Genomic DNA, 24900 nt, shown 5'->3' with positions numbered 1-24900 from the left:
CTTTGAGAGCGGCTGATTATTTCTTTTCAGAGAATGCCTTGATTGCCTTGGCGACTTCGTTTGCCGCAGTTTCAGCCGTGTCAAAGCCACCGAGTTCTACGACCTTACGGCCTTCTGGAAGCTGCTTGTAGACGCGGAAGAAGGCTTCAAGGCGCTGCTGTTCGATCTTTGGCAGATCTGAGAGTTCCTTGATGTTGTCGTAGGTCGGATCGATTTTCGAGGTCGGTACAGCCACGATCTTGTCGTCGGTTTCGCCACCGTCGATCATCTTCAGCACACCGATTGGGCGGACCTTGATGATAGCGCCCGGAACGATGGGCTCACGCGTGTAGACGAGGGCATCGAGCGGATCACCGTCGCCAGCGAGCGTGCTGGTGATCGAACCGTAATTGGCCGGATAGATGACAGGCATCGACTGATAACGATCGACAACGATGTGACCGGTCTTGTCGTCAATTTCGTACTTGGTGAAGCTGCCCTGAGGAATTTCAATAGCAGTGAAGAACTCTTTCCCATCCTGTTCTTTCTGAGGATAGTCGAGATAAGAGACATATTCAGATGCAGATACCGCAGTCGCAGCGGTGAGAGCGAGAGCTGCAGCGAGCAGGAGCTTTTTCATGGGATGACCTTCAGGCTTGGGTGAAATACACCTGTTGCCTAAAGCCATTGCATCACAGTTATTTGGCGTTTTTTTATCGGTTTCGTGACAGTCGCCAGAGATCGGCGAGTAAAGAGCGCGCATTTCGACTTTGCCCAAAAATCCGCTCGTTGATTTTGTTATGCGTTCAAAAGCAAACTGCCGCAAAATGGAGCGATCCATTTGCGGCAGGGATTGGTTTCAAAGAGCGCTGAATTTTAGGCGTGAGCTTCCTCGACATGGTTCAACGCCTTCTGCTGCTTGATGGCTGCAGCCTTGACTGCAGCCTGCACCTTTTCAAATGCACGAACCTCGATCTGACGCACACGTTCGCGACTGATGCCGAATTCGCCGGAAAGGTCTTCCAGCGTCATTGGATCTTCCGACAAGCGGCGTGCCACAAAAATACGGCGTTCGCGTTCGTTGAGCGTATCCATCGCCTGTTCGAGCAGCGAGCGGCGGCTTTCCAGCTCGTCCTGTTCAATCAGAACCTGTTCCTGACTGCTGCTGTCATCGACCAGCCAGTCCTGCCATTCGCCTGATTCACCTTCACTCGCGCGCAGAGGCGCATTGAGCGACGCATCACCGGACAGACGACGGTTCATCGAAACCACTTCGTCTTCGCTGACCTGCAACTTGGTCGCGATCTGCTTTACCTGATCCGGGTTGAGATCGCCGTCATCAAGCGCCTGAATTTTGCTCTTCATCTTGCGCAGATTGAAAAACAGGCGCTTCTGATTGGCAGTCGTGCCCATCTTCACAAGGCTCCACGAGCGCAGGATATATTCCTGGATCGAGGCCTTGATCCACCACATTGCATAAGTTGCAAGGCGGAAGCCGCGTTCTGGTTCAAAGCGCTTGACTGCCTGCATCAGGCCGACATTGCCTTCAGAGATCACTTCGCCGATCGGCAGGCCATAGCCGCGATAGCCCATTGCAATCTTCGCAACGAGGCGAAGATGGCTTGTTACCAGCTTATGGGCGGCTTTCGGATCGGTATGTTCATGATAACGCTTCGCCAGCATGTATTCTTCTTGCGGCTGAAGCATTGGGAAACGACGAATTTCTTCAAGATAACGGGTAAGGCCACCGTCACCGGATGTGATGCTGGGGAGATTAACCTGGGCCATAGAGCACCCTCCTTTATAATTTCAGGCTCCCATGTGGCGAACCTGTCGCGGGGGCTGCCTCCTGCACTTCCCTCACGCGAGCCTCCATATATAGGCACGATTTTGGCAAAAACACGATCTTTAAACTCATGAAACAATCTGTCACTAGAATGTGAACAGCAAGGGAGCATATGCGTCGATGATGCCGCAAGAGGCGTTCTTGCTCAGACAGTTTCATGAGTGGCCTAAAACGAGCCCGAGATTCTTTACAGGCTTATATAGAGTAGCTGCGGAAACTTTCCAGAAGGTGCTCCATATCTTCCGGCATTGCGGCTTCAAAGCGCATCAGCTCTTCTGTTGCAGGATGTGTGAAAGCGAGAAGCCAGGCGTGTAGCGCCTGCCGGTGAAAGCCGTGTACGGCGTTCTTTAGAGGTTCTGGCAGCTTATTGGCTTTAGTTTTGTAGGCGCTGCCATAATCCATGTCGCCGACAAGCGGATGGCCGATATGGGCCATGTGAACGCGTATCTGATGCGTGCGGCCTGTTTCAAGGCGGCATTCGACCAGCGAAGCAAGCGAGGTCGCATCTTCCTGCGGTGCAAATTTCTCTATTGTTGAATAATGAGTGACTGCGTGCCGCGCATCTTCGCGTTCTTCTTTCACGACGGCCTGTTTGGTGCGATCGCGATGGGAGCGACCAAGATGCGCATCAATCACACCTTGCGGGCGCTCAGTCATGCCCCAGACGAGTGCAAGGTAAGCGCGTTCGAGATCACCCGTGCGGCCATGGTCAGCAAATTGTTCGCTCAGGTGGCGATGCGAAAGATCGTTTTTGGCGACGACCATGACACCGCTTGTGTCCTTATCCAGACGATGAACGATACCCGGACGGCGAATTCCTCCAATGCCGGACAAGCTATCGCCACAATGATATATGAGGGCATTAACAAGCGTTCCCGTCCAGTTGCCGTTGCCCGGATGGACAACAAGGCCAGCTGGCTTGTTGATGACGATGAGATCATCGTCTTCGTAGAGAATATCCAGCGGGATGTTCTCGCCTTGCGGGTCGGCAGGTTCAGGCTCTGGCAGCACGATGGCAATCTTCATGCCTTCGCGCAGCTTTTGTTTTGCACCGCTGGCGGGAACACCATCGAGGGTCACGTAACCCTCAGCAATCAGGGACTGGACGCGACTGCGGGAGAGTTCCGGCCCCAATGCTGCGGCCAGCCACTGGTCTAATCTTTTGCCCGCAGCGTCTAGGTCGGCAATTAGTTCTTTCAATTGTCTCTTCCCTTCGTTATCACGCGCCCACGCGGGTGCATGAACCGGAGTCATTTAATGCAGGATCCACACTATCCCCGATATCAGAATCAGCAGGATTCAGGATATCAGGACTATCAGCAGGGCTATTATCCGGAACAGCAACAGCCGGAACCCCCGCTTGATCCAGCGATGGAGAAAGTCCGTCGCAAGATGATCCGTCTGCTTGCAGTTTCCATCGGTGTCATGTTGATTGGTCTTATGGCTGTGCTTGTCGCAGTTGTCTACAAGATCAATCGCGCGCCAGACGCCAGCGAAACAGAAGCTGTGCGTTCAGACATTCCGGGACAGGCTGCAATTGCACCCTCGCTGCCTGAGCCAGTCAAGCTGATTGAATCGCAGATTGAGCTTGCGCCGGGCACACGCCTGTTGTCGCAGAGCCTTTCCGGTCAGCAGCTTTCGCTGGAAACTTTGCTGCCAGATGGCGGTACTGAGATTATCGTTTACGATTATCGCGAGTCCCGTATCGTGGGCCGCATCAAGCTCGGCAATGTCGAGTAATTATGAGTTCGAGGGCGGCAGTTCTGTCGCCCTTTCAATTTCAGTCGGCATTGCGCTTTTGACCTGTCAGGTCTATATCAGCGAAAGCTACTTGGCTCTGCGCCCATCGTCTAGCGGTTAGGACGGCGCCCTCTCACGGCGCAAACAGGGGTTCGATTCCCCTTGGGCGTACCAGCAAAATCAATCATTTAGCCGTCATCCGATGAAAGTTGTCCAATAACCGTCGATAAGCGGTTTCTGAGAATGGATATAGCTGTGTCTTTATGTCCGTTTAGGCGGTAGGGCGCGACAATCTCTTATTCGGTTGCCTATCAGTAAATCTCGATTTTTTATTGCGCGCGAAACGCCGACAGGGGGGCTGCATAAGATTGTGCAGATCTCCTCCCTAATATTTAGGAGGCCTCGTAAAACTCGATAAAGCATCCGAAACAGTGCTTCTGTCTTTGGCCTATTTGTGAGCCTTTCATAATCACTGACTATAGTGCAACTTGAGTGCGGCACCCAAATAGATACGAGAGGATAGGCCGACATGAGTGATAAACCAACGAACAACCCTTTCGATGGCCCTCAAATGCAGGACACCCATTATCATCACGCTGATATGTCGGGTACGAATTTTGACGGCGTAAATCTAACAGGGGCACGGTTCTATGCTGTTTTAAGCAAAGCAAAATTCAATGATGTGAATTTAAGCGAGGCAGAGTTTGACGATGTCAATCTGACAGCAGTGCATTTTAATAATGTCAACATGTCCAGCTCCACCATTACAAACGCCAACATGACGGGCTTGAATATCAGCGGCGTTACATTGGTGGATGCCAACATCACAGATGCGGATCTGACCGGAATGCGTATCAATGGCGTTCTCGTTTCCTCGCTTTTCGAGGCTTACGAACAAGCCAAATCCGGTGAGGACTAGGACGCATAGAGGTTCCCACCGCTGGCAGAAAGCTGATGGCTCAAATCTGCACTATGTCTTAGTAAAGGGTATCACAACCCTGCGGCGTCTGGTCTGTGTCCGCAGCGGTTAATATGGCTGCATCGGGTCAACGTGAATGTTGCCGTCATTGTATACTTGGATTTTCAAATCGGGGTTGCCTTTGATGATTTCATACTCAACCCCTTGCCGCATTTTCCATTGATAGCCCTTTTCAGGGCGGCCCGAAGAAACAGGTTCCCATTTCATTTCCGAAATTGGTTTGCCTTCACCCCACCTGTTTTCTTTGCTGGCGAATACTTTGCTCGGAGTGTCGCCCTTATCTCGCAGGTTGAAATCGTAATAATTCTTACGGTCTTGCAATAGGATTGCTTTTGCATCTGTCAGCTTAACACCCTTATTATCGACCTTATCTTTCTCGCTGATATGAGCGGTGTAGCTGTCAATAAGCTTGGGTGCTGCTGTCTGCTGTGGAACCGCGGCAATATGTGCCGAACTGCTTTCTTTGGATTTGTCGCTTGTTGTGCATGCCGTGACCGATGCAACCGCGCAGATGCTTACAATGATTGGAATAAATCGCTTCATGGTTGCCCCCTGTTTGCCGCAAGCTGGCAGAGGCGCGGCGGGTGGTCAAGCACAACCTTAAATGAAATTTTACCCGGCATCAGTTATTCACGCGCCAGTTAAATCAACGGGTTTGGGTAAATGGATATGGTGCCGTTAATAGGCATTGCTTCAATTAAATAGGCCTTTTTTTGCGAATTGACGTTGGTTCAATTTGGCGAAACGCTTGTGCTTACAGACTGATGTAACCCACCCCTCCTGCATTCCGTGCAAATGTTGCTTAGAGCGGGTTTCAATCTGATTGAATCAGATTGCGCTCTAACTTTTTGTTTTAACGCGCATCTTTTCCGGAAACCGTTTCACACTTTTCGGGATGCGCTCTAAAGAGTTGGATAAGTGGCATTAAGCCATTACAAGTCTACTCCTGATCACAGACATTCGACGACAGTTGAAGAGTTGAACACTGAGGGTGAAAATGCGTCATACGAAATACTCCGCTGTCTTGTGCGCTGCTTTAGGGATTTACGCGTTCCCCCAGGTGCCAGCGATAGCTCAAGCAGGGTTTGACTGCGGAAAAGCTTCGACGGCAATGGAAAAGACAATTTGTTCCAAGCCAGACATTGCCGAAGCGGATCGCGCTATGTCGATTGCTTATTCTGCACTGATTGAAAGAGCCGATCCTGCATTGAAGGAAGCACTTCGCAACGATCAGAGCGCCTTTATCAAGATTCGGGCTGAAGCATTTGAAAGCAATCTGTCTAATCTGGAAAATAGGCTGACCGGCTTGCTGGACCGGACAGACATGCGTGCAGAATTCCTCAATTGGATTTCAGTCACAGATAACTCGTCTCTTGAAGGCAACTGGAGCAATGCATGGGGTGCCATTGAGGTAGAAAAGAAACCATCAGGCCAACTTGCTGTGAATGTCAATGTTGCAGATCAGGCCAATGGGACCTGGGTGTGCAGTTTCGAGGGTGTGATTGAGCAGAAATCGGCTGGTGAAGCCGAATTTAAGGGTGAGGGCGGTCCTCTGGTGTTACGTCTGGAAGGGGCAACGCTGAATATTCCGACCCCGTTCTGCGATGAGTCTACGTCAGGTGGCTTTGGGACCGCAGCCGGCACCTATTTTCGAGTGGGCGCACCATAGGTGGTGGCGACTGCTTATGATGGTGCCCTTCGGCTATCGGGCCTTATCCAGTTGAAATTCTAAGGTTTGAGTAATGGCCCGCATAAGGCTGATGGTTCGGAAACATATTCGGGGAATTGACTGGGCATGGATCAGGCAAAACCTATCAGGAAGCAAAACTGGTGCTTCTCGGCGATTGCATCCCTGATCTTTGGCGCAATAACCGCTTTCATTTTCTATTATCTCGCTTTCTTCGGCGTCGGTAACGACGGATATCTGGTCGTATTCTGCGTCTATACCGCGCCAGTGGGGATCATATTCGGTCTCTGGGGTTTGCTTTATTGGCGCAGCTTTGTGGCATTCATCGGCATTGTTCTGAGCCTCTCACCGCTCGCCTATTTGTGAATTTTCAGTTGTGAGATTTGCGCATTCTTCTGAAAGGAAGTGAGGCGGCACAGCGCAGGATAAAATGGTCTGGGGAGATGTTCTCCATTCCAGTTGCAAAAATTTGCAACTGGAGCATTGCCGGTGCATAATCCGGGCATGAGTGAATCGTACAAAAAACCCGATTATGAGCAGGAGTTGAGGCAGGCTGGTGTCCGCATTACACGACCACGCCGGATCATCCTCAACATATTGACCGAGACGGAAGATCACCCGGATGCGCTGGAGATTTTTCGGCGCGCGGTTGAGATCGATAATAGCATTTCGCTATCGACCGTTTACCGAACTATGAAACTGCTGGAAGAACTGGGTGCTATTCACCGCCATGCCTTTGCTGGCGGGCCGTCTCGGTTCGAGCAGGCAAGCGGCGCCCATCATGACCATATCATCGATATGGATAGTGGCGATGTGGTCGAATTCCGCTCCGACAAGATTGAAAAATTGCAGGAAGAAATCGCCCGCTCGCTGGGATATGAGATTGTTCATCATCGCCTCGAACTTTATTGCAAAAAAATAAAATCCTGAGGGAACCAAATCCCTCAACCGGCGTTTTTGGGATATGGAGACTGCAACCCGCCCCGCAAGCAGTCTTCATTGTTCGCTTCAATCTCCCCGTATGAAGTGGACAGCGAGAATGCCGCGCAGACGCCCCCCGTTTATGCAGCTGGCGTTCCGCATATTCAGAGTTAAGCCGTTGTGGTCAGGACCATGACGGCTTTTCTTTTGTCGCGTGGAATGGATTGATGTGCCGGATCGGCCTGAATGCTTAGGCTTGTTTTTAAGAATCGAATTGTTCTGCGGGAACCGTAAGAGAATAGACAGCCCCTGCGCCATCCACGCGGTACTCAGCATGGCCACCCACCGCAGAGGGAACAATGCGTTGCAGAACGGCACTGCCAAAGCGTGGATCATGTTGATAGACTTCGGGCATGGACGGATTGGTTTCTTCCCAATGAAAAACCAGCTCTTCGTCGCCTTTTTCCGTGCGTTGGATTTTTGCAGAGATGACGACGCGACCGTAAGGGATCGAAAGCCCACCAAAAGATGTCGCATTGATGATCAGCTCATGCAGAGCAAGCCCCACATGCAATGCGGCGCCGGGGAACAGATAAGGATTGTCACTTTCGATGATCAGGCGCTCGTCGTTAATGTCGATATATTTCTCGATTTGCGAGCGAACAAGATCCAGGAACAATGCGCCATGCCAATTGGAATCAGTCACCAGATCCTGGGAATAGGAGAGCGACTGGATACGGCCGCGGAATTTTAAAAGGAAGTCATCGACAGAATCGGTGAAACGAGCCGTTTGGCTGGCGATGCTCTGCACAATAGCGAGCAGATTTTTGGAGCGGTGACTGACCTCACGCAACAATGTTTTCAGCACTTGTTCGCGGCGTTTCAACTCGCTGATTTCAAGAGCTGTGGTGACCAGCCCAAGTACATTTCCACCAGAATCACGATCACAATCAATGTGAAATTCTATCCAGCGAAGCTTGTCGCCATCATTGATGGCCAGTTCGACATTCTGTGCGATTCCGGTTTCAAGTGCTGTGCGCTTGGCGTGATCAAGCCGTGACATGGATGTCGAGAAGATAAAATCGCAGTCCTGCCCGCCGGCCTTCCATTTTTCCTGCCAGTAGGAAGGGATGTTTTCGCCCCAGGCGTAGCGGAGATCAGGTGTTTGATAGAGAACGCAAACATTGCTGTTCCGCACGGCCCTTAATAATGCGCGCAAACGTGAAGCATCCGGCTCTGTTTCATTGAGAGATGGGTTTGCTGCTGTCATGAATGCCTCAACTGCCGCCCGCTATAGAATGAAAACGATTTGGTGATCGATAAAATTGCGTTCTGAAATGATGAGTTCAATAATGTCTGATTGTTGTGAAAACGACTGATTGCGCCATTGGCCAGAACCAAAGAGGGGGCCAGAGCCACAGAACGGGCCTGAACCACAAAACGACGCGATCTTTTCAGAAGCTGACGGAGGGCTGAAATCAGCCCCCTATCAGCGGTGTTCTTTCTCTCCGTTACGCCTTGCGGATCGCCGAAGCAATCAGCGATATGACGAGCAGCGCAAGGAATACGAAGAACAGAATCTGTGCAATACCGGCTGATGCGCCAGCGATGCCGCCAAAGCCCAAGGCACCTGCTACCAGAGCCACGACGAGAAAAACGACAGCGTAATAAAGCATTTTGGGTCTCCTCTTCATTGATTGAAAGGGAAACGTCCGGTGTATGCCTTTGGTTCCTCGGAATAGACAATTTGCAGGTCCAGACCCAAAATAATCACGCGTTTTCAAGCGGATGATTGTCTGCTGAAAGCCAATGCCCCTGAAAAGACTTCTCCTTTACAGGGCGCATCGACTGACGGACTCTACGTCGTGGTTTCAGGCTGCGACCTGAGCGGCTTCCTCAAAAAACAGGGCTTGGCTGATAAGCGCCTTGACCATGTCGGGATTGAACGGCTTCGTCACAAGGAAGGTCGGCTCTGGCCGCTCACCCGTGAGCAGGCGTTCTGGGAAGGCTGTGATGAAGATCACTGGAACAGTATCATCCTGAAGGATTTCATTGACCGCATCGATGCCCGAGCTTCCGTCTGCCAGCTGAATATCTGCAAGCACCATGCGCGGCTTTTCTTGCTTGTAAAGCGCGAGTGCTTCGTCCTTGGTGCGCGCAATGCCAACCACTTCATGACCCAGACTTTCGACCATCTGTTCAATGTCCATGGCAATCAGCGGTTCATCTTCGATAATCATGATGCGGGTCGCGACCTGCTTTGAGATTTCAGTGGAAGCAGCGGCCAGAATCCGGCCAAACTCACCTTCTTCCAATTCGAGAATCTCAGCTGCCTCACGGTCATTGAAGCCTTCGACTGCGACGAGCAGAAATGCCTGGCGGGGCAGAGGGGCGATGTGGGACAAGTTCCGTGCTGCCTGCTTTTCCCATGCAAATTCAGAAGCAGGTTCCGGTATCTGGATGGACGCCGTTTTATAGAGATTGCAGAACAGCCGATAAAGGGCAATCCGGTCGGCGGATGCGGGCGGGAAGATGCTGATATCGGCGATCAATGCTTCCAATGTAGCTGCTACATAGGCATCACCTGATGCCTGCGAACCCGTCAGTGCGCGTGAAAAACGGCGAAGATAGGGAAGGTGCGGCGCAATACGCGTCGATAACGTCATGGTTCTTGGACTCCTCAGTGCCGCAATTCTTGTTTTTCTAACACTTACTGTCAGGCCCGAATGCCTTTGGAGAATGTTATAGAGCGCGGCATTATGGTACGAAAACGTCACCGCTTGAAAATAGTTCCACGAGAAAGTGACAATTCGGGGAACTTTTTGAGAGTGGGCGCATTTAGCCTGTGAATGCTGGGGCTTGGTATTATTGGAACAGGGCTTAATGCCTAGAATGAACAAGAGATGACGAACAAGAAAAACCTTCAAGCGAACGGAGCCCAGATACGGCTCAATGGGCGCGTCCGGAAGGACATTTTGGGGCCGAACTGTGAGGTCGGGTTAAAACTCAAGGCGCTTTATACTTCGATACAGGACGAGACAATTCCAGATCGTTTTCTCGATCTTTTGGAAAAACTCGATCAGGCTGAACAGGAGAGTACGCGTGAGCAGAGCACAGGTTCCGTCGGCTGAGGAGATGGCGCAATTCAAGCGTGAACTTCTGGCATCGTTGCCGAGTCTGCGTGCGTTTGCAATTTCGCTGATCGGTCAGCATGACCGGGCTGACGATCTCGTTCAGGATACAATAATGAAAGCCTGGGCCAAGCAGGAATCCTTTGAGTTGGGTACCAACATCAAGGCTTGGCTGTTTACGATCCTTCGTAATGAATTTTACACGCAAATGCGCAAGCGCGGTCGTGAAGTGCAGGACACGGATGGTGTGTTCAGTGAACAGCTTGCAGTGCATCCTTCACAATATGGCACGCTGGATTTGCAGGATTTCAAGGCAGCTCTCGAGCAGTTACCAGATGATCAGCGTGAAGCAATCATTCTGATTGGTGCGTCGGGCTTTGCCTACGAGGAAGCTGCCGAAATTTGCGGATGTGCTGTCGGCACGATCAAAAGCCGTGTCAGCCGGGCCCGCACGCGCCTGCAGGAGATATTGCAGATTGAAGGTGACGCAGACTACGGACCTGATGCCAACTCCTCCCGCGTGACTTTGAGAAGCTTTGCTTAGGTTCTGTGGAGGATTCGTTTTGAAGCGTGGTATGGATGAAAATAGCACAGGTTTAGGAGCAAAACTGGGCCATTTTCACCATATCCCTTTAGGAGGTGGCGGATTTTCTCTCTGAATGCGTCGAGCAGCCCTTGTGGAGATACACTCCACGGCGTCCTGTTCTCCTGTTCAGAAACAGAATCCGTCTCACGCCACGCCCAAAAACCTAAATCCCCTCAGACCCTAGAGTAGTTCCGACGCAAAACCGCTTCACACTTTTGCTGGAAATGCTCTGAGCGCTTTTTAAGCATTAGCTACTTGAAGATTTCTCTCTACTAATATTTGCTTGTAAAGCCAGTGCCGGTGATCCGTAGCGATCGTCAGCGCTGGTTTGCGGCTTCAAAACGTTGCAGCGCCATCTGTTTCAGGCGTCCTGGCGCGTGAGGCTTAAGCGTAATAGTTCTATTGTGGATTGACCTTTGGCATCAGCCTTTTCAAATCGTCTTTTAAAGCCTTCCGTTCGGCCGATAGCATTCATCGTGTCGCTTAGTCTGGTCCTGTTGTCGGCGCTGATAACACTGTTCCTTTCCTATGGCGTTAACAGTCAGGTCGTTGATATTTCGAAGAATTTCGAACTGCGCGAGCAAGTCAGCCGCGTCACGCGTATCGCCTATAATATTGAGATGAGCCGCCGCGGTTATCTTCTGACCCTGGATGATGCCTATCTCGAGCTTTACCAACACTCTATCGTCAATATTGATCAAACGCTCTCCGATCTTGCTTTGTTGACGGAAGGCAATCCGCAACAGGATGTGCGCGTCAAAAAGATCAGGGCGCTGGTCGAGCGTGCACATGATGATGTGCGAACCACAGTCAATCTTGCCAAGGCAGGCAAGGTTCAGGAAGCTATCGAAAAAGTGCGCGGTGATGAGGGCAGGCTCCTCATGGACCAGCTTTCTGATACCGTATCGCAGTTCATTGCCACTGAAGAACAGGAACTTGCCGAGCGTAACGCCCATATTCACCAGATGCGTTACTGGCTGACAGCGACTTCGATTGTCGCGCTTGCCTCTGCCGTTATGCTGAGTTTTTTGCTTTTCTCACGCGTTCAGCGCGCAGCACGGGTTCTTTTTGAAGGGCAGTCAGCCTTGCTGTCGGAAAAAGAACTTCTCGAACAGCGGGTGAGTGAGCGGACAGCCGAGTTGGAGAAAGAACGCGGCATCGCTGAAAGGGAGCGTCAGCGCGTCGAGATTCTTTTGCAGGATTCCAACCATCGTATCGGCAATTCCCTTGCCACTGTTTCATCGTTGCTTGGATTGCAATTGCGACAGACGCGCAGTGAAGAAGCGCGCTCTGCCCTTTCTGCCGCCCGTGATCGTGTGCAAACGGTTTCTACCGCTCACCGCAGGCTTCGTCTTGGCGAAGATATGGAATCGACGCGTATCGACGAATTCCTGGAAACCGTTATCGAGGATATTCGCAATGCTATCGGTGAAGACCGCAAGATCAGTTTTCAGACTGATTTTGCGCCGCTCGATCTCAAGGCCCGTGACGTCACGACCGTTGGCATTATTTTGGGCGAACTTATCACCAATGCCGTCAAGCACGCCTTCAAGGGGCGGCAAGAGGGGCAGATTGCGGTGAGCTTCAGATATGATGGTGAAACCGGAATACCGGCACTGATCGTTGAAGATAACGGCGTTGGCTGGCAGAGAGGCGACGCTGAGAACGCCAAAGAGCAGACCGGGCTCGGGACGCTGGTCGTCGAGCAGCTTTGCATGCAGTTCGGTGAAAAGCCTGTCTATGAAATCTCGGAAAGCGGTTCCGGCACACGTGTTATTGTGCGGCTTTCCTCACTCGCTAAAGCAAAAGAAGATCGGGAAAGCGAAGTCGCCGGATAGCAGAGGACAGCAACAAAAAAAGCAGCTCTCGTTTATCACAGGAGCTGCTTTTTTGATTAGCGCTTCTTCTTGTCTGAAAGCAGGCTGACGAGCGCGATTCCCACGAGCGGCAACGCTACTGCCAGTATCGGACGTTTCAGAATAGAGGGGACTGTCGCAATTGCAGCGGTTGCCATCAGAGCCGATTTGTCTGCCTCAATACGCTGCTTGCGTTTTTTCTCTTCTGCAGCGGCCTGAATTTTCAGAACAGCGAGAATCAGCAGAGCAAGGATCAACGACAGGCCTGCAAGAATAAGCGCTGCAATCGGCCCGCCGTAATTTTCTGCCAGCGTCAGAAAGGCCGCGACGCAAAGAAACACAACAGCGATAAGGCCGAAGACAGCGATCACCGCTCCAAAAATGGCGGCACGCTTGGCTCGTCCGGTGAGGAGTTTTAGTTCGTCACCGGCAAGGGATGTCACGACTGGCGCTAAAAGTTTCAGCATGGCGCGTATCAGCGACGCGAAAGGAGGGCGAGCAGATAACCGACGCCCAGAGCAGTCGCGAGCGACGCAATCGGCCGGGCGCGAATCGTCTCGGTCAGCTGAGCTTCGACGTCCTGCGCCTTGTTTTTGAGGTCGCCAACCACGTCTTCGCTTTGCACATATGCGCTTTTGTAGGTTTCCTTGGCAGTGCGCTTCGCATCGCGGACGGTTTGTGAGCCGAGATTAGCCAAGGTGGCAGCAATGGCTGCAATATCTTCCTTGAGTTGTTCGACCTGTGACTGAAGGTCTTCGGTTGTCGAATCCGTCAGTGCTTCTTCGAGTTTTTCCTCGATCTTCCGCGTATTTGTTGTTCCGCGCGCCATGTCAGGCCTCCTGTTCGATCTCTGGTCTGCAACATATGTTGCTCAACCGGGATAACGTTATTCAGGCCCAATGGTTGCATGCAAAGCCGCCGGTCAGCAACTCAATGCGTGACCTACTGCTCGTCATGGTAAATTTCGCCGAGTGTCGGTAGCAGCCTTAAGCAAGCAGGAGGTAGGCAGCACCAAGCAGGGTTATGAAAGCCAGACCGTAATGGGATGGCTTCAACAGCCGCTGCTGCACAGGCAATGGGTCGTCATTGCCTGCCATGGCCGTGCGCGCTGCATTTTCGAGGGTCTGAATGTCCTTGAACATCATTGGCATATCCTCCCGCAGACCCATGCAAACCATCAGGCGTGCCGGGTTTGTCCATCTTGTCTATATCACGTCTGATTTGAAGTTTTTATGCAATAGGTATTTCTTCTGCAGTTCTGCTCATTTTTGGGGGCGCTCATGTGGGAAAATATAACAAAATTCAAAACATGACTTGCATCATCAGGTTAATGGGAGTTAAGAAAAGGCCCGATAAGCGGCGCGACGGTCTGCATGAACGATCAGTCATGAGCGCTCGGACCTGAACAATCAAAAGGCGATCAAGATGACTGGTTTCTGGCGAAAAGGCTTCACGGCTGCGGCGATGGGCGTGGGGCTGCTGGCATTTGCGGGTTCTGCACTTGCGCAAGGCGCGTCCGAGCCTGTTACCAATAATCCGGCTGCAACAAGTCCCGCACCAGCAACGCCCGCGCCAGGCGCGCCTGCTGCAAGCGAGCCGACAACACCGGCACCTGCAAATCCGGCACCGACGCCTGCACTAAACAATGCGACACCGGCTACAGAACAGCCAGCTGCTGCACCTTCAACGACCCCATCAAATGAGCCTGCCGCAGCTCAACAGGCAACGCCTGAAGCAGCGCAGCCTGTGACATCTGCGGGGGAGCCACCTGCATTCGTCTTGCCACATGATCTTTCGCCTTGGGGCATGTTCATGGCCGCCGACTGGGTGGTCAAATCTGTCATGATCGGCCTCGCACTTGCATCGCTTGCAACCTGGACGGTTTGGGTGGCCAAATCCCTTGAACTTGCTGGTGCACGCAGCCGCGCCAAGCGTGCCATGAAGGTGATCGGCCATTCGGCGACGCTTTCTGAGGCTGTCCGGTCTCTGGATGGTGCGAAAGGCCCTGCCGCAATTCTGGTGCGTGCTGCCGAAGATGAAGTTCGTCTCTCCGGACCGGCATTGGCGCGTGCAGGTGGTGAAGGTCTTAAAGAACGCGTCTCTTCGCGCCTGTCGCGTATTGAAGCAAAGGCTGGTCGTCGTCTTTCCAAAGGCACAGGCATTCTGGCAACCATCGGGTCGGTTGCACCTTTCGTCGGTCTGTTTGGCACTGTCTGGGGCATCATGAACTCGTTCATCGGTATCAGCCAGGCACAGACGACCAATCTCGCCGTCGTCGCTCCCGGTATTGCGGAAGCATTGCTTGCAACGGCTATCGGCCTTGTGGCGGCTATCCCTGCTGTTGTGATCTACAACGTGTTCGCCCGTGCGATCACAGGTTATCGTCAGCTTCTGGCGGATGCGTCTGCCGGTGTTGAGCGCCTTGTGAGCCGCGATCTCGACTTCAAGACTGCAGGTGTGCCTGAAGGCAAGCTGCACGCTGCGGAGTAACGTTCATGGCTGGCAAAATTCGCGAAGGCGATGGCGACGATCTGGAGCTGAACCACGAGATTAACGTGACGCCGTTCATTGACGTCATGCTGGTTCTGTTGATCATCTTCATGGTTGCAGCACCTTTGGCAACGGTCGACATCAATGTAGACCTTCCGGCATCAAGCGCAACACCTGCACCACGCCCGGACAAGCCGATTTATGTAACGCTCAAAGAAGACCTGACCGTCAGCGTTGGCAATGACACGGTGGTTCGTGAAGGTCTCGGACCCAAGCTCGACATCGTGTCGGAAAAGAACAAGGAAGCACGCGTCTTCCTGCGTGCCGACAAGAATGTTGGTTATGGTGAGCTGATGCGTGTGATGAACCTGCTGCGTGAAGCAGGTTATCTCAAGATCGCGCTTGTCGGACTTGAAACACTTGGAGCTGCCACGCCCGATGGTTCCGCGCCTGCGTCAGCTCCAGCTCCGGCTACCCAGGGAGCTCAGTAAATGGACAGACTCCCGCCCGAACATCCCCCTATAAAGAATGTGGCGTCGACCGACAGCCATCATCATTCCTTCTGGCATGATGCAGGGCGCTGGATCGGTGCGGGTATTATCGTGCTTAGTGTTCATGCTGCTGGCGCTTATGCTGTGCACTTGACGAAAGAGGAAGATCAGCCGGATGGCGCGCAGGTCGCGGCCATGGTGATCGAACTTGCACCTGAACCTGAAGCTCCGATGGAAGAGGTGGCTTCTGAGGCTCCACAGCAGGAAACAGCTGCAGAACCTGAAGAGCAGGTTGAGCCTGAGCCGGTACCGGAAGAAATCAAGGAACCGGAGCCTGAGCCGGAACCCGTGCCCGAAGAAATCAAGGAACCGGAAGAAGTGATTCCGGATGTGGTCGAAGCGCCTAAGCCTGAAGTGGCTGTGCCGCTGCCAATTGAAAAGCCTGAACCAAAGCCTGAAAAGAAAGTTGAAAAGCCGAAGCCTGAAAAGCCTAAGCCGGTGCAGAAGGTTGAAAAGCCCAAGCCCAAGAAGGCTGAAAAGGCCAAGGAAACCAAACAGGCCAGTGCGCCGCATATGGATGCCGATAACGGCGCCAAGGCTGCAGCCAATCGCCGTGGTGAGAATAATGCTTCTGCAGGCGTTAGTTCGGCCAAATGGACGTCCAAATTGCAGGCCCATATGGCACGTAATGTTCGCTTCCTGCAGCGCAAAGCGAGCAGGAACTCCAAGGGGCTTGTCCAGGTGACGTTCGTCATCGATCCATCTGGCAATGTGCTTTCCGCACGTCTTGCCGGTTCGTCGGGAGATCCGACAGTGGATCAGCTGGCGTTGGAAGCGGCACGGCGGGCTTCTCCGGTTCCTGCGCCGCCGGCAGCAATGGCCAAAGCCCGGATGCCGATTACCTTGCCACTACTCTTCAAGTAAGCCAGCGTCATCTCTCAAAAAGCCGATCTGTTTTCAGACCGGCTTTTTAACTTTTTGCTCTGTGGTTCGGTAATTTATTCAGATGACAGCGCCACCGCTGGAAGAAGCCGGGAGGCTTTGCGTGCTGGCAGGAAGCCAAACACCAGCCCCGTGGCAAAGGCACAGGCAAAGGCGAGAAGCACAGGGCCTGCACTGAAACCAACAGGCATACCGGCCCAGGATATGACTGCCGCCGTACCGACACCAAGGATAACACCAACCGCACCGCCAATCGCCGAGACGGTCAGTGCTTCGGTAATGAACTGAAGCAGAATGTCGCGGCGACGTGCACCTGTTGCCATGCGGACGCCGATCTCTCGCGTGCGCTCGGTCACGCTGACCAGCATGATATTCATGACACCAATCCCGCCGACTAGAAGCGAAATTGCTGCCACCGACCCCAGAAACAGGGTCATGGTCGATCCCATGGCTGCTGCATCATCGCGAATCGACGACATATTGGTGATCATAGTGTCCCGCTGCTTGTGGCGGTGATCCAGCAACTCCTGAATTTGATCCTGTGTCGTATCGATCAGATCGGCATCTTTCACCTGAACCGTTATCGTGCGGACATATTTCTGGCCGAACAGCCGCAGATTTCCGGTCGAAAGCGGGACGATTACCACGTCGTCCTGATCGGAGCCGCCAAAGCCTGCGCCTTTGGATTCAAGAGTTCCGATCACCTGAAAGGGTATTTTCTGGATCAAAATATATTGGCCAATGGGGTTTGATCCATCCGGGAACAGCGTCTTGACCACTGTGGAGCCCAGTACCGCGACGGGGGCATAGGTTTCCATATCATGGGCGGTGATAAAGTCGCCGGTTGCAACCTTCCAGGATTTCGCCTCGGTGAATGCCGCAACGGTGCCATTGGCTTGGGATTGATAATCGACATTGCCGCGCCGAAGCGTAACGCTGCCGGTCACTTCCGGAACAGCCGTTTTTACATTTGGCAGCTGCAGGATAGCGTCAGCATCTTCCGGCACCAGTGTTGCCACGGACCCTGAGCCTCGAAAGCCGGGCATGGATGGCCGGATGAGCACCAGATCGGTGCCCATTGCATTGATGCGATCGAGGATAGAGTTTTGCGCACCCGTGCCGATTGCAAGCATGGTGACGACGGAACTCACGCCGATGATGATACCAAGCAAGGTCAGGATCGTGCGGAAAATATTGGCACGCAGGGCGCGCATCGCCATTTTAACCGCTTCAGAAATATCGGCGATCTGCGCGCCGCCGCTTTCAGTCATTTGCTGGAGAGTTTTGGGCGCATCGCCTTCCGGCATTTCACGCTTGGTCGTGTCGGACAGGATTTGACCATCACGGATTTCGATCAGCCGGTCTGCCCGTTCCGCAACCTCGCGGGCGTGGGTGATGACGATGATCGTGTGACCCTGTTCATGCATGGAGCGAAGCAGTGCCATGACATCTTCGCCACTCTGGCTGTCGAGCGCGCCTGTTGGCTCATCCGCGAGAATGATGCGTCCACCATTCATCAATGCACGCGCTATGGAGACGCGCTGCTGCTGACCACCGGAAAGCTGATTGGGACGATGGTCCAAACGGTCGCCAAGCTTCAGCGAACCGAGAAGTTCGGCTGCACGCTCATGGCGTTCAGCGGCAGGCATGCCAGCATAGATCGCCGGAACTTCAACGTTTTCCTGCGCTGTCGATGTTGCAATGAGGTTGTAGCTCTGGAAGACGAAGCCGAAAGTACGACGGCGCAACGCGGCCAACTCGTCTGCATCAAGGGTTGATACATCTTCGCCATCCAGCAGATATTCGCCGCCGCTGGGGCTGTCGAGACAGCCCAGAATATTCATGAGTGTCGACTTGCCCGATCCGGATGCGCCCTTGATGGCGACAAACTCACCGGCGCGTATATCAAGCGTAATGCCATGCAGAACCTCAACCGCGAGATCGCCATTGTGGTAGGTCTTGCGGATATCCTGCAGTCTGATGAGGGGCGCTTCGTTCATGGTTTCGTTCATGGCTGACCCCATCAGAAGAACATGCCGCCGGGCCTGCGATTGCGCTGGGTCGAGCCTGCTGTCGCCGAGGCAGAGGTGACGACCACTTTGTCCCCTTCTTCAAGCCCGCTCTTGATTTCGGCCTGTACGCGGTTGCGAACACCGACTTCAACGGTGCGCTCCGTGGTAGAGCCGCTTTTATCGACAACCTGAACAGTTGTCTGTGGTTTGCCTGAGCCTTCACGCTTGGAATTAAGCGCTGCGGTCGGGACAATCAGCACATTGTCGGCGTGATCGAGAACGAAATAGACCTGTGCACTCATATTGATCATGAGTTCACCAGTTGGGTTGGGAACGTCGAACAGCGCATAATAGAGAACGACATTGTTGTCGGTCTGTGGCGTTGGCTTGATCTGACGCAGCGTGCCGGTAAACCGTTTGTCGGGCTGGCCCAGCAACGTGAAATAAACTGGCATATCAGGTTTCAGCTTGCTGATATCGGCTTCCGAGACCTGCGCCTCGACCGTCATCACCTTGAGGTCCGCAACCGTGACCACTGTCGGTGCGCTCTGCACCGCGTTCAGCGTTTCGCCTTCCTTGGCGCTTTGGTCGACGACTGTGCCAGCCATCGGGCTGTAAATCTTGGTATAACCGAGATCGACCTTGTCACTGGCAAGCTGTGCTTCCTGCTGGCGGATTTGTGCGCTCAGGGCTTTCACATCAGCGTCTGCCATGGCGAGATCGGCATCAGCCTGATCGATGGTTGACTGAGAAGCATTTCGGCTTGCGAGCAATGAACGTTGACGGGCAGCGTTCGATTTTTTCAGCGTCAGTTGCGCCTGCTTGCTCAAAAGCTGTGCTTTGAGATTGTCGAGCTGTGCGCTGGCGATTTCCACCTTCTTTTCAAAGGGCGATGGGTCGATTTCAGCAATCAGATCGCCTTGTTTGACCTCATCGCCAACTTCGACCTTGACGCTTTTAAGCTGGCCGGAAACCTGCGCGCCAACATTAATACTGCGCAGCGCGCTCAGCGTACCAACCGCTGTGATCGAGTTTTCGATGTTTCCGCGTTCTACGGTCTCGGCCAGATAGGTGCTTTTCTGGCTGCTGGCTTCTCGTCCGCTCAGGAAATACCAGCCCGCACCCAAGGCAACGGCTGCTATTGGCAGCCAGATCCACAAGTGGCTCCGACCACGCGGTGCGCGTTTGGCTGATGCGGTCTTTTTTTGACCTGCCGGAAGTGAATCGGTGGATTTAAGCACCCTGTAACCCCTGAGAATTCAATATAAAACAGCTGTATTAACCAGATATCTATGCTCACCCACTCAAGAATTCATCTTAATTATTTGTCATGCGCCCAATGGTCGTAGTTTTTGGGTCGGCGCTATACAGTGCTTCGGAGGCTAAAAATAAAAAAGCCGGAACGAGGTTCCGGCTTTTTTCAGGATTGTTGGATCGCTCGATCAGGCTGTTCCGGTCGAACCGAAACCGCCAGCGCCGCGTGCTGTTTCGCTGATTTGTGAACGCTCTTCAATTTTTGGCTGAACGACAGGCGAGAAGACGGCCTGCGCAATGCGCATACCGCGTTCGATGCGGAAATCGTCGTCGCCGAGATTAACCAGAAGCACTTTTACTTCACCGCGATAATCCGAGTCGATTGTGCCCGGTGTGTTGAGGCAAGTGATACCATTCTTGAATGCAAGGCCCGAGCGAGGGCGGATCTGTACCTCAAAGCCTTCCGGAATTTCGAAGATGAGGCCAGTTGGCACCAAAGTCCGGCGGCCTGGCAGAAGCACAATCTGGCGGTCTTCGGCAACGGCGGCACGGAGATCCATGCCTGCAGAACCGGAAGTTTCATAAGCGGGGAGTTCAAGGCCTTCCGCATGTTCGAGGCGGATGATGCCGAGCGTAGGCGTGGAAGAGGATGCTGCGGTCATGAGAGAGCCTTTCATACGGGAATTCAAATTGGCGACGCTCATACGTTAAATTGCACCAAAGGTGTACCGCCTATTTGAGGTTTTGCAATGATAGTGCGGCACTGGATCATGCTTATACACGATGAGCTGCTGTTTTCAGGCGTTTCAATCCCGTTCCAGCGGTACGGCGGTGGTTTCTTTGATCTCTTCCATGACGAAAGAAGCCGAAACATCTGACAGCGGAACACTTGCGATCAGCCGCTGATAGAGCCGGTCATAGGCTTTGACGTCAGCAACGCGCGCTTTAAGGACATAATCCAGATCGCCGGTCATGCGATAGACACCGACGATTTCAGGAAAGCGTGCCATGGCGCTGCGAAACTTGCCCAGCCATTCGGGATCGTGGCTCGAAGTGCGCACCAGAATGAAGACGGATAGGCCGCAGCCGGCCATCTCGGCATCAATCAGAGCGACACGCGCCTTGATGATCCCTGCATCTTCCATGCGCTTGACGCGCCGCCAGCAGGCGTTGCGTGAAAGATGAACGCGCTCCGACAGGGAATCAACGGACAGAGTGCCGTCAATCTGCAACTCATCCAAGATTTTGCGGTCAATTTCGTCTAAAGTGAGTTTCATATTGGGATGATTGTCTCATATAATGCTAATTATCAAGGACAAATTGAGATTTCATCTCGGATGCTTTTGCTAAAATGATTTTCCAGAAAGGCGCTTCTGGTGCCGGACAAAAGGGAACGAATTGCTCATTGACGGGAGTATTTCCAATGACGACACGTATTACACGCCTCTTCACCGAGCATCCGGAATCGGTCGATGAAACCTATTTCCAGCACATGGCCTTTGCCGGTCGTTTTTCATTCAAGCTTTTTTGCGCAGCCTTCGCAGCGCTCATCCATGCAATTTTGCCATTTTTATTCGAGAAGACTGCGAGCACGATCGTTCGCCAGCTTTATGAGCGGACACACAACCGGAGCCGGTAATTTCCGGATACAACATGTGCCGTTGGGCTGCCTATCTCGGACCTGAGACCTATCTGGAAGACATTATATCGTCTCCCTGTCATTCGCTCGTGGCGCAAAGCCATGATGCACACGAAGCCAAAACGCGTACCAATGGTGACGGTTTTGGGGTTGCGTGGTACGGAAATCGTGACGAACCGGGGCTTTATCGGGATATTCTGCCCGCATGGTCCGATCAAAATTTACGGAGTTTGGCGCGGCAAATCCAGTCGCGCCTTTTTCTTGCGCATGTGCGAGCGTCGACTGGCGGACTAACCAGCCGGTCCAATTGCCATCCGTTTGTGTCGGGTCGTTGGAGCTTTATGCATAATGGCCAGATCGGAGATTTTGATCGTTTACGGCGCAGGCTCGAAAGTCACCTCAGCGATGACGTCTATCGTCAGAAACATGGCGCGACAGATTCGGAGCTGATCTTCCTGTTGATGCTGGAGTTTGGCCTTGATAGTGACCCTGCATTAGCCATGAAGCGGATGGTGGCAACGATTGTTGAAGAGGCCGTGCGCGTCGGTGTACCGCCGTTTCTGCGACTGACTGCGGCTTTTTCCGATGGGAATCAGCTTTATGCGATCCGCTATGCCACCGATGCTTTTGCCCCAACACTTTATACGGCGACACTGGGCAGTGCGTCCGGCATCTGTGTGGTGTCTGAACCGCTTGATGGCGAAGCAGGAAACTGGATGGCGGTTCCGGCAAACAGCTTTGTCACTGTTTCCCGGCAAGGCCGCATCGCTATTGATGTTTTCGAGAGGCCCGTTTCGCTACCGCACGATACAGTGACGGTTTAGGCGCTACCGATCAGTATGCCTGCTGCCAGAACCAGTGCGCCGCCGAATACGACCTGAAGCGCTGCGCGGAAGAACGGCGTTTCCATATAACGGTTCTGGATGAAGGCAATTGCCCAGAGTTCGAAGAACACCAGAATCGCTGCAATCGTCGTTGCGGTCCAGAAATCGCTGATCAGGTAAGGCAGGGTATGGCCAAGGCCACCCAGTGTCGTCATGATACCGCAGGAGAGCCCACGTTTGATGGGCGAGCCTCGACCTGACAACTTGCCGTCGTCATGCACGGCTTCGGTGAAACCCATGGAAATACCTGCACCGACCGATGCCGAAAGGCCAATTAGAAATGTCTGCCATGTATCCTGCGTGGCAAAGGCTGCAGCGAAGATTGGTGCGAGAGTGGAGACGGAACCATCCATCAATCCGGCCAGTCCCGGCTGCACATAGGTCAGGATGAACTGTTTGCGCTCGGCGGCGCGTTCTTCATCCTGCACATCGTTCGGTGTCAGAGTCTGTTCCAGCGATTCAGCCTTGGCTTCATGCTGCTTTTCTTGTTGGGCAAGGTCGCCCAGTAGCTTGCGGGTGTCTGCATCGCTGATGCGTTTGGCGGCCTCAACATAGAATCGATAGGCCTGTTCCTCCATTTCCGACGCAGCTTCGCGCACCTTGTCGATGCCAAGCGGACGCACCAGCCAGTCCGGTTTGCGATCATAGTAACCGCTGACATGCTCGCGGCGGATCAGCGGAATCCGGTCGCCAAAGCGGGCCTTGTGCCGTTCAATCAGCGCATCGCGATGTCCGTGTTCTTCTGCTGCCATCTGCTCGAAAATTTTTGCCGATTGCGGAAACTCGTCGCGCAGGCCGTCGGCATAGGCAAGATAGATGCGTGCATCGTCCTCTTCAGAGGATATGGCAAGCGCCAGAATTTCCTGTTCGGAAAGCGAATCGAAAGGACGTCGGTCGTTGCGGAAGAATCGGCTGAGCATTTTGGGAATCCAAAGTTTAGAATAGTTCTAAAATAGGCCTCGACAGATGGAAGTCAAGTCTTGCAGTGCAGAGACAATTGGCGCATTAAAACCCACCCGAAAAGATCGGACTCAAGTACTTAAACCACCAGAAAAGAATCGAATCGATGGCTTCGACGAATCTCCATGCAAGCACCGCCCCCCGACCGCTAAATCGGCAGGATTTCCGCACGCTCGGCCTTTCGGCCCTTGGCGGCGCGCTGGAGTTTTATGATTTTATCATCTTCGTATTTTTCGCGAGCGTTATCGGACATCTGTTTTTTCCGCCTGACATGCCTGACTGGCTGGTGTTGATCCAGACTTTCGGTATTTTCGCAGCCGGCTATCTGGTGCGCCCGATTGGCGGCATCGTGCTGGCGCATTTTGGCGACAAGTTTGGCCGCAAGCGCGTCTTCGCTTTCTCGGTGTTTCTGATGTCGATCTCGACATTGGCCATGGCCTGCCTGCCAACCTATGCAACGCTTGGTGTTGGCGCGCCGATCCTGCTGATCATCTTCCGCATGTTGCAGGGCGCTGCCATCGGTGGTGAAGTCCCCGGCGCATGGACCTTTGTGGCGGAGCATGTTCCCGCCAATCGTGTTGGCATGGCGTGTGGTTTCCTTTGCTCGGGCCTGACGCTCGGCATCATGATCGGCTCGCTTATTGCAACCGCCATCAACTGGATTTTCACGCCGGAAGAACTTGCCGGTTACGCATGGCGCATTCCGTTCTTCATCGGCGGTATTTTCGGGCTGTTCGCCGTTTATCTGCGCCGCTGGTTGGCTGAAACACCGATCTTCACCGAGATGAAGAACAGCCATCTTCTCAAGGATAAGCTGCCGCTTGGCACTGTCCTGCGCAACCACATGCATGGCGTGATTATTTCCGTGCTGCTGACCTGGATTCTGTCGGCTGGCATCGTCGTGACCACATTGATGACTGCGACGTTCCTGCAGAAGCTTTATGGCTACACGCCTTTGCAGTCGCTTGCCGCCACAAGCTTCGGCACGCTGTTTCTGATGTTCGGAACGGTGAGCGCAGGCGCGATTGTTGATCGCATTGGCAGTGGCCGCTTCTTTGCGGTTGCAGGCATTTTCTTCGGTGTTGCGACTTTCGTGTTCTACACCTATGCGGCGGTTTCCCTGCCTGTTCTGTTCGCGCTTTATGCGGTGATGGGTCTATCGGTCGGCATGGTGGGCGCGGTCCCTTATGTGATGGTGCGCGCCTTCCCGGCACCTGTTCGCTTCTCGGGCCTGTCGTTTTCCTACAATATTTCCTATGCGGTCTTTGGCGGTCTGACGCCGGTGATCGTTACTTCGCTTCTGGCGGTCAACCCGATGGCACATGCCTGGTATCTGGTGTTCATCGCGGTTCTAACCTCTGTGCTTGGCCTCTACCTGATGGCCCGAAGCGATCAGGTTGAAGGTGATATCGGTCTGACCGAGCTTTCGACCGGGACTGCCGTTCCACAGCCGAACTGATTAAAAAAGGGCCGCGAAAGCGGCCCTTTTTCTATGTTTTAAGC

29 protein-coding genes and 1 tRNA gene are annotated in these 24900 nt (G+C 53.2%); 15 read left to right on the top strand and 15 right to left on the bottom strand.

The window, feature by feature from the left end; all coding sequences use genetic code 11:
- Positions 1-16 precede the first annotated feature (16 nt).
- From ACSME1_RS04750 to ACSME1_RS04740, 3 genes are all read right to left on the bottom strand, one after another.
- The gene (locus ACSME1_RS04750; RefSeq protein WP_024895698.1) at positions 17-619 is read right to left on the bottom strand and encodes an inorganic diphosphatase; all 603 of its coding nucleotides are present in this window, start codon (positions 617-619) and stop codon (positions 17-19) included.
- A gap of 236 nt (positions 620-855) precedes the next feature.
- The gene (gene rpoH / locus ACSME1_RS04745) at positions 856-1767 is read right to left on the bottom strand and encodes an RNA polymerase sigma factor RpoH (RefSeq protein WP_024895697.1); all 912 of its coding nucleotides are present in this window, start codon (positions 1765-1767) and stop codon (positions 856-858) included.
- Between the two features lie 253 nt (positions 1768-2020).
- Positions 2021-3079: an RluA family pseudouridine synthase gene (locus tag ACSME1_RS04740; RefSeq protein WP_181151660.1), complete on the bottom strand. Its 1059-nt coding sequence runs from the start codon at positions 3077-3079 to the stop codon at positions 2021-2023.
- A 3-nt stretch (positions 3080-3082) separates the two neighbouring features.
- On the opposite strand from ACSME1_RS04740, the gene ACSME1_RS04735 reads away from it, so the two are divergent.
- The 3 genes from ACSME1_RS04735 (at position 3083) to ACSME1_RS04725 (ending at position 4484) form a co-directional block, all read left to right on the top strand.
- Positions 3083-3565 (top strand): hypothetical protein, encoded by a 483-nt coding sequence (locus ACSME1_RS04735; protein ID WP_024895695.1) that lies wholly within the window; start codon positions 3083-3085, stop codon positions 3563-3565.
- 99 nt (positions 3566-3664) lie between these two features.
- Positions 3665-3739 (top strand) — tRNA-Glu (locus ACSME1_RS04730).
- Positions 3740-4094: 355 nt separating this feature from the next.
- Entirely contained in the window at positions 4095-4484 is a 390-nt protein-coding gene (locus ACSME1_RS04725; protein WP_105706841.1) for a pentapeptide repeat-containing protein, read from the top strand.
- Between the two features lie 108 nt (positions 4485-4592).
- On the opposite strand, the gene ACSME1_RS04720 is transcribed toward ACSME1_RS04725, so the two are convergent.
- Positions 4593-5087 carry a hypothetical protein gene (locus ACSME1_RS04720; RefSeq protein WP_105706839.1) on the bottom strand — a complete coding sequence of 165 codons (495 nt, stop codon included), beginning with the start codon at positions 5085-5087 and terminating at the stop codon, positions 4593-4595.
- Between the two features lie 568 nt (positions 5088-5655).
- On the opposite strand from ACSME1_RS04720, the gene ACSME1_RS04715 reads away from it, so the two are divergent.
- The 3 genes from ACSME1_RS04715 (at position 5656) to ACSME1_RS04705 (ending at position 7161) form a co-directional block, all read left to right on the top strand.
- On the top strand, positions 5656-6213 hold the full coding sequence (locus ACSME1_RS04715; protein WP_435654943.1) for a lysozyme inhibitor LprI family protein: 558 nt from the start codon (positions 5656-5658) through the stop codon (positions 6211-6213).
- A gap of 126 nt (positions 6214-6339) precedes the next feature.
- A complete protein-coding gene (locus tag ACSME1_RS04710) occupies positions 6340-6597 on the top strand; it encodes a hypothetical protein (protein ID WP_235822347.1) in 258 nt (85 codons plus the stop codon).
- 138 nt (positions 6598-6735) lie between these two features.
- Positions 6736-7161, top strand: coding sequence for a Fur family transcriptional regulator (locus ACSME1_RS04705; protein ID WP_024895691.1), 426 nt, complete (start codon positions 6736-6738; stop codon positions 7159-7161).
- A gap of 253 nt (positions 7162-7414) precedes the next feature.
- On the opposite strand, the gene ACSME1_RS04700 is transcribed toward ACSME1_RS04705, so the two are convergent.
- The 3 genes from ACSME1_RS04700 to ACSME1_RS04690 all read right to left on the bottom strand — a co-directional run bounded on the left by ACSME1_RS04700 (position 7415) and on the right by ACSME1_RS04690 (position 9818).
- Positions 7415-8422 carry a sensor histidine kinase gene (locus ACSME1_RS04700; protein ID WP_024895690.1) on the bottom strand — a complete coding sequence of 336 codons (1008 nt, stop codon included), beginning with the start codon at positions 8420-8422 and terminating at the stop codon, positions 7415-7417.
- A gap of 241 nt (positions 8423-8663) precedes the next feature.
- Positions 8664-8828: a DUF1328 domain-containing protein gene (locus ACSME1_RS04695; RefSeq protein WP_024895689.1), complete on the bottom strand. Its 165-nt coding sequence runs from the start codon at positions 8826-8828 to the stop codon at positions 8664-8666.
- 195 nt (positions 8829-9023) lie between these two features.
- Positions 9024-9818, bottom strand: coding sequence for a response regulator (locus tag ACSME1_RS04690; protein ID WP_024895688.1), 795 nt, complete (start codon positions 9816-9818; stop codon positions 9024-9026).
- 237 nt (positions 9819-10055) lie between these two features.
- On the opposite strand from ACSME1_RS04690, the gene ACSME1_RS04685 reads away from it, so the two are divergent.
- The 3 genes from ACSME1_RS04685 to ACSME1_RS04675 all read left to right on the top strand — a co-directional run bounded on the left by ACSME1_RS04685 (position 10056) and on the right by ACSME1_RS04675 (position 12707).
- On the top strand, positions 10056-10283 hold the full coding sequence (locus ACSME1_RS04685) for a NepR family anti-sigma factor (RefSeq protein WP_024895687.1): 228 nt from the start codon (positions 10056-10058) through the stop codon (positions 10281-10283).
- A 4-nt stretch (positions 10284-10287) separates the two neighbouring features.
- Positions 10288-10827 (top strand): RNA polymerase sigma factor, encoded by a 540-nt coding sequence (locus ACSME1_RS04680; RefSeq protein WP_036566548.1) that lies wholly within the window; start codon positions 10288-10290, stop codon positions 10825-10827.
- A 458-nt stretch (positions 10828-11285) separates the two neighbouring features.
- Positions 11286-12707 (top strand): sensor histidine kinase, encoded by a 1422-nt coding sequence (locus ACSME1_RS04675; protein WP_024895685.1) that lies wholly within the window; start codon positions 11286-11288, stop codon positions 12705-12707.
- A 56-nt stretch (positions 12708-12763) separates the two neighbouring features.
- On the opposite strand, the gene ACSME1_RS04670 is transcribed toward ACSME1_RS04675, so the two are convergent.
- The 3 genes from ACSME1_RS04670 to ACSME1_RS04660 all read right to left on the bottom strand — a co-directional run bounded on the left by ACSME1_RS04670 (position 12764) and on the right by ACSME1_RS04660 (position 13870).
- A complete protein-coding gene (locus ACSME1_RS04670; RefSeq protein ID WP_024895684.1) occupies positions 12764-13192 on the bottom strand; it encodes a phage holin family protein in 429 nt (142 codons plus the stop codon).
- A gap of 8 nt (positions 13193-13200) precedes the next feature.
- Positions 13201-13554: a DUF883 family protein gene (locus ACSME1_RS04665; RefSeq protein WP_024895683.1), complete on the bottom strand. Its 354-nt coding sequence runs from the start codon at positions 13552-13554 to the stop codon at positions 13201-13203.
- Positions 13555-13711: 157 nt separating this feature from the next.
- Positions 13712-13870, bottom strand: a complete 159-nt coding sequence (locus ACSME1_RS04660) for a hypothetical protein (protein ID WP_164844641.1) — start codon at positions 13868-13870, stop codon at positions 13712-13714.
- A gap of 280 nt (positions 13871-14150) precedes the next feature.
- On the opposite strand from ACSME1_RS04660, the gene exbB reads away from it, so the two are divergent.
- From exbB to ACSME1_RS04645, 3 genes are read left to right on the top strand one after another with little or no spacing between them, the layout of a single operon-like run.
- On the top strand, positions 14151-15215 hold the full coding sequence (gene exbB / locus ACSME1_RS04655) for a tonB-system energizer ExbB (protein WP_024895682.1): 1065 nt from the start codon (positions 14151-14153) through the stop codon (positions 15213-15215).
- 5 nt (positions 15216-15220) lie between these two features.
- Positions 15221-15706, top strand: a complete 486-nt coding sequence (gene exbD / locus ACSME1_RS04650; protein ID WP_024895681.1) for a TonB system transport protein ExbD — start codon at positions 15221-15223, stop codon at positions 15704-15706.
- Positions 15707-16630: an energy transducer TonB family protein gene (locus ACSME1_RS04645; protein WP_024895680.1), complete on the top strand. Its 924-nt coding sequence runs from the start codon at positions 15707-15709 to the stop codon at positions 16628-16630.
- A 74-nt stretch (positions 16631-16704) separates the two neighbouring features.
- Here the strand turns inward: ACSME1_RS04645 and ACSME1_RS04640 are convergent, their stop codons facing one another.
- The 4 genes from ACSME1_RS04640 to ACSME1_RS04625 form a co-directional block, all read right to left on the bottom strand.
- Complete coding sequence (locus ACSME1_RS04640) at positions 16705-18648, bottom strand: MacB family efflux pump subunit (RefSeq protein WP_100560080.1); 1944 nt, start codon at positions 18646-18648, stop codon at positions 16705-16707.
- 23 nt (positions 18649-18671) lie between these two features.
- Positions 18672-19901 carry an efflux RND transporter periplasmic adaptor subunit gene (locus tag ACSME1_RS04635; protein ID WP_024895678.1) on the bottom strand — a complete coding sequence of 410 codons (1230 nt, stop codon included), beginning with the start codon at positions 19899-19901 and terminating at the stop codon, positions 18672-18674.
- Positions 19902-20102: 201 nt separating this feature from the next.
- Positions 20103-20576, bottom strand: a complete 474-nt coding sequence (dut, locus tag ACSME1_RS04630; protein ID WP_024895677.1) for a dUTP diphosphatase — start codon at positions 20574-20576, stop codon at positions 20103-20105.
- 144 nt (positions 20577-20720) lie between these two features.
- On the bottom strand, positions 20721-21191 hold the full coding sequence (locus tag ACSME1_RS04625; RefSeq protein WP_105706835.1) for an Lrp/AsnC family transcriptional regulator: 471 nt from the start codon (positions 21189-21191) through the stop codon (positions 20721-20723).
- Between the two features lie 146 nt (positions 21192-21337).
- On the opposite strand from ACSME1_RS04625, the gene ACSME1_RS04620 reads away from it, so the two are divergent.
- Both ACSME1_RS04620 and ACSME1_RS04615 read left to right on the top strand, forming a co-directional pair.
- Positions 21338-21553, top strand: coding sequence for a DUF6356 family protein (locus tag ACSME1_RS04620; RefSeq protein WP_007876511.1), 216 nt, complete (start codon positions 21338-21340; stop codon positions 21551-21553).
- A 14-nt stretch (positions 21554-21567) separates the two neighbouring features.
- Entirely contained in the window at positions 21568-22377 is an 810-nt protein-coding gene (locus ACSME1_RS04615) for a class II glutamine amidotransferase (RefSeq protein ID WP_024895675.1), read from the top strand.
- On the opposite strand, the gene mbfA is transcribed toward ACSME1_RS04615, so the two are convergent.
- Positions 22374-23357, bottom strand: a complete 984-nt coding sequence (gene mbfA, locus ACSME1_RS04610; RefSeq protein WP_024895674.1) for an iron exporter MbfA — start codon at positions 23355-23357, stop codon at positions 22374-22376. The genes ACSME1_RS04615 and mbfA overlap by 4 nt on opposite strands.
- A 146-nt stretch (positions 23358-23503) precedes the next feature.
- On the opposite strand from mbfA, the gene ACSME1_RS04605 reads away from it, so the two are divergent.
- A complete protein-coding gene (locus tag ACSME1_RS04605; RefSeq protein ID WP_024895673.1) occupies positions 23504-24856 on the top strand; it encodes an MFS transporter in 1353 nt (450 codons plus the stop codon).
- Positions 24857-24900: the final 44 nt, after the last annotated feature.

It is taken from the genome of Brucella pituitosa, from assembly GCF_965577835.1.
In the GTDB taxonomy this organism is placed as follows: domain Bacteria; phylum Pseudomonadota; class Alphaproteobacteria; order Rhizobiales; family Rhizobiaceae; genus Brucella; species Brucella pituitosa.
The sequence above is the reverse complement of the archived record's forward strand: the minus strand, read 5'-3'. Positions and strand labels throughout refer to the sequence as shown.

Coding starts and splice junctions, on each gene's coding strand:
- ACSME1_RS04750 (WP_024895698.1), bottom strand. CDS start 619: ATGAAAAAGCTCCTGCTCGCTGCAGCTCTCGCTCTCACCGCTGCGACT.
- rpoH (WP_024895697.1), bottom strand. CDS start 1,767: ATGGCCCAGGTTAATCTCCCCAGCATCACATCCGGTGACGGTGGCCTT.
- ACSME1_RS04740 (WP_181151660.1), bottom strand. CDS start 3,079: ATGACTCCGGTTCATGCACCCGCGTGGGCGCGTGATAACGAAGGGAAG.
- ACSME1_RS04735 (WP_024895695.1), top strand. CDS start 3,083: ATGCAGGATCCACACTATCCCCGATATCAGAATCAGCAGGATTCAGGA.
- ACSME1_RS04725 (WP_105706841.1), top strand. CDS start 4,095: ATGAGTGATAAACCAACGAACAACCCTTTCGATGGCCCTCAAATGCAG.
- ACSME1_RS04720 (WP_105706839.1), bottom strand. CDS start 5,087: ATGAAGCGATTTATTCCAATCATTGTAAGCATCTGCGCGGTTGCATCG.
- ACSME1_RS04715 (WP_435654943.1), top strand. CDS start 5,656: ATGGAAAAGACAATTTGTTCCAAGCCAGACATTGCCGAAGCGGATCGC.
- ACSME1_RS04710 (WP_235822347.1), top strand. CDS start 6,340: ATGGATCAGGCAAAACCTATCAGGAAGCAAAACTGGTGCTTCTCGGCG.
- ACSME1_RS04705 (WP_024895691.1), top strand. CDS start 6,736: ATGAGTGAATCGTACAAAAAACCCGATTATGAGCAGGAGTTGAGGCAG.
- ACSME1_RS04700 (WP_024895690.1), bottom strand. CDS start 8,422: ATGACAGCAGCAAACCCATCTCTCAATGAAACAGAGCCGGATGCTTCA.
- ACSME1_RS04695 (WP_024895689.1), bottom strand. CDS start 8,828: ATGCTTTATTACGCTGTCGTTTTTCTCGTCGTGGCTCTGGTAGCAGGT.
- ACSME1_RS04690 (WP_024895688.1), bottom strand. CDS start 9,818: ATGACGTTATCGACGCGTATTGCGCCGCACCTTCCCTATCTTCGCCGT.
- ACSME1_RS04685 (WP_024895687.1), top strand. CDS start 10,056: ATGACGAACAAGAAAAACCTTCAAGCGAACGGAGCCCAGATACGGCTC.
- ACSME1_RS04680 (WP_036566548.1), top strand. CDS start 10,288: ATGGCGCAATTCAAGCGTGAACTTCTGGCATCGTTGCCGAGTCTGCGT.
- ACSME1_RS04670 (WP_024895684.1), bottom strand. CDS start 13,192: ATGCTGAAACTTTTAGCGCCAGTCGTGACATCCCTTGCCGGTGACGAA.
- ACSME1_RS04665 (WP_024895683.1), bottom strand. CDS start 13,554: ATGGCGCGCGGAACAACAAATACGCGGAAGATCGAGGAAAAACTCGAA.
- ACSME1_RS04660 (WP_164844641.1), bottom strand. CDS start 13,870: ATGATGTTCAAGGACATTCAGACCCTCGAAAATGCAGCGCGCACGGCC.
- exbB (WP_024895682.1), top strand. CDS start 14,151: ATGACTGGTTTCTGGCGAAAAGGCTTCACGGCTGCGGCGATGGGCGTG.
- exbD (WP_024895681.1), top strand. CDS start 15,221: ATGGCTGGCAAAATTCGCGAAGGCGATGGCGACGATCTGGAGCTGAAC.
- ACSME1_RS04645 (WP_024895680.1), top strand. CDS start 15,707: ATGGACAGACTCCCGCCCGAACATCCCCCTATAAAGAATGTGGCGTCG.
- ACSME1_RS04640 (WP_100560080.1), bottom strand. CDS start 18,648: ATGAACGAAGCGCCCCTCATCAGACTGCAGGATATCCGCAAGACCTAC.
- dut (WP_024895677.1), bottom strand. CDS start 20,576: ATGACCGCAGCATCCTCTTCCACGCCTACGCTCGGCATCATCCGCCTC.
- ACSME1_RS04625 (WP_105706835.1), bottom strand. CDS start 21,191: ATGAAACTCACTTTAGACGAAATTGACCGCAAAATCTTGGATGAGTTG.
- ACSME1_RS04620 (WP_007876511.1), top strand. CDS start 21,338: ATGACGACACGTATTACACGCCTCTTCACCGAGCATCCGGAATCGGTC.
- ACSME1_RS04615 (WP_024895675.1), top strand. CDS start 21,568: ATGTGCCGTTGGGCTGCCTATCTCGGACCTGAGACCTATCTGGAAGAC.
- mbfA (WP_024895674.1), bottom strand. CDS start 23,357: ATGCTCAGCCGATTCTTCCGCAACGACCGACGTCCTTTCGATTCGCTT.
- ACSME1_RS04605 (WP_024895673.1), top strand. CDS start 23,504: ATGGCTTCGACGAATCTCCATGCAAGCACCGCCCCCCGACCGCTAAAT.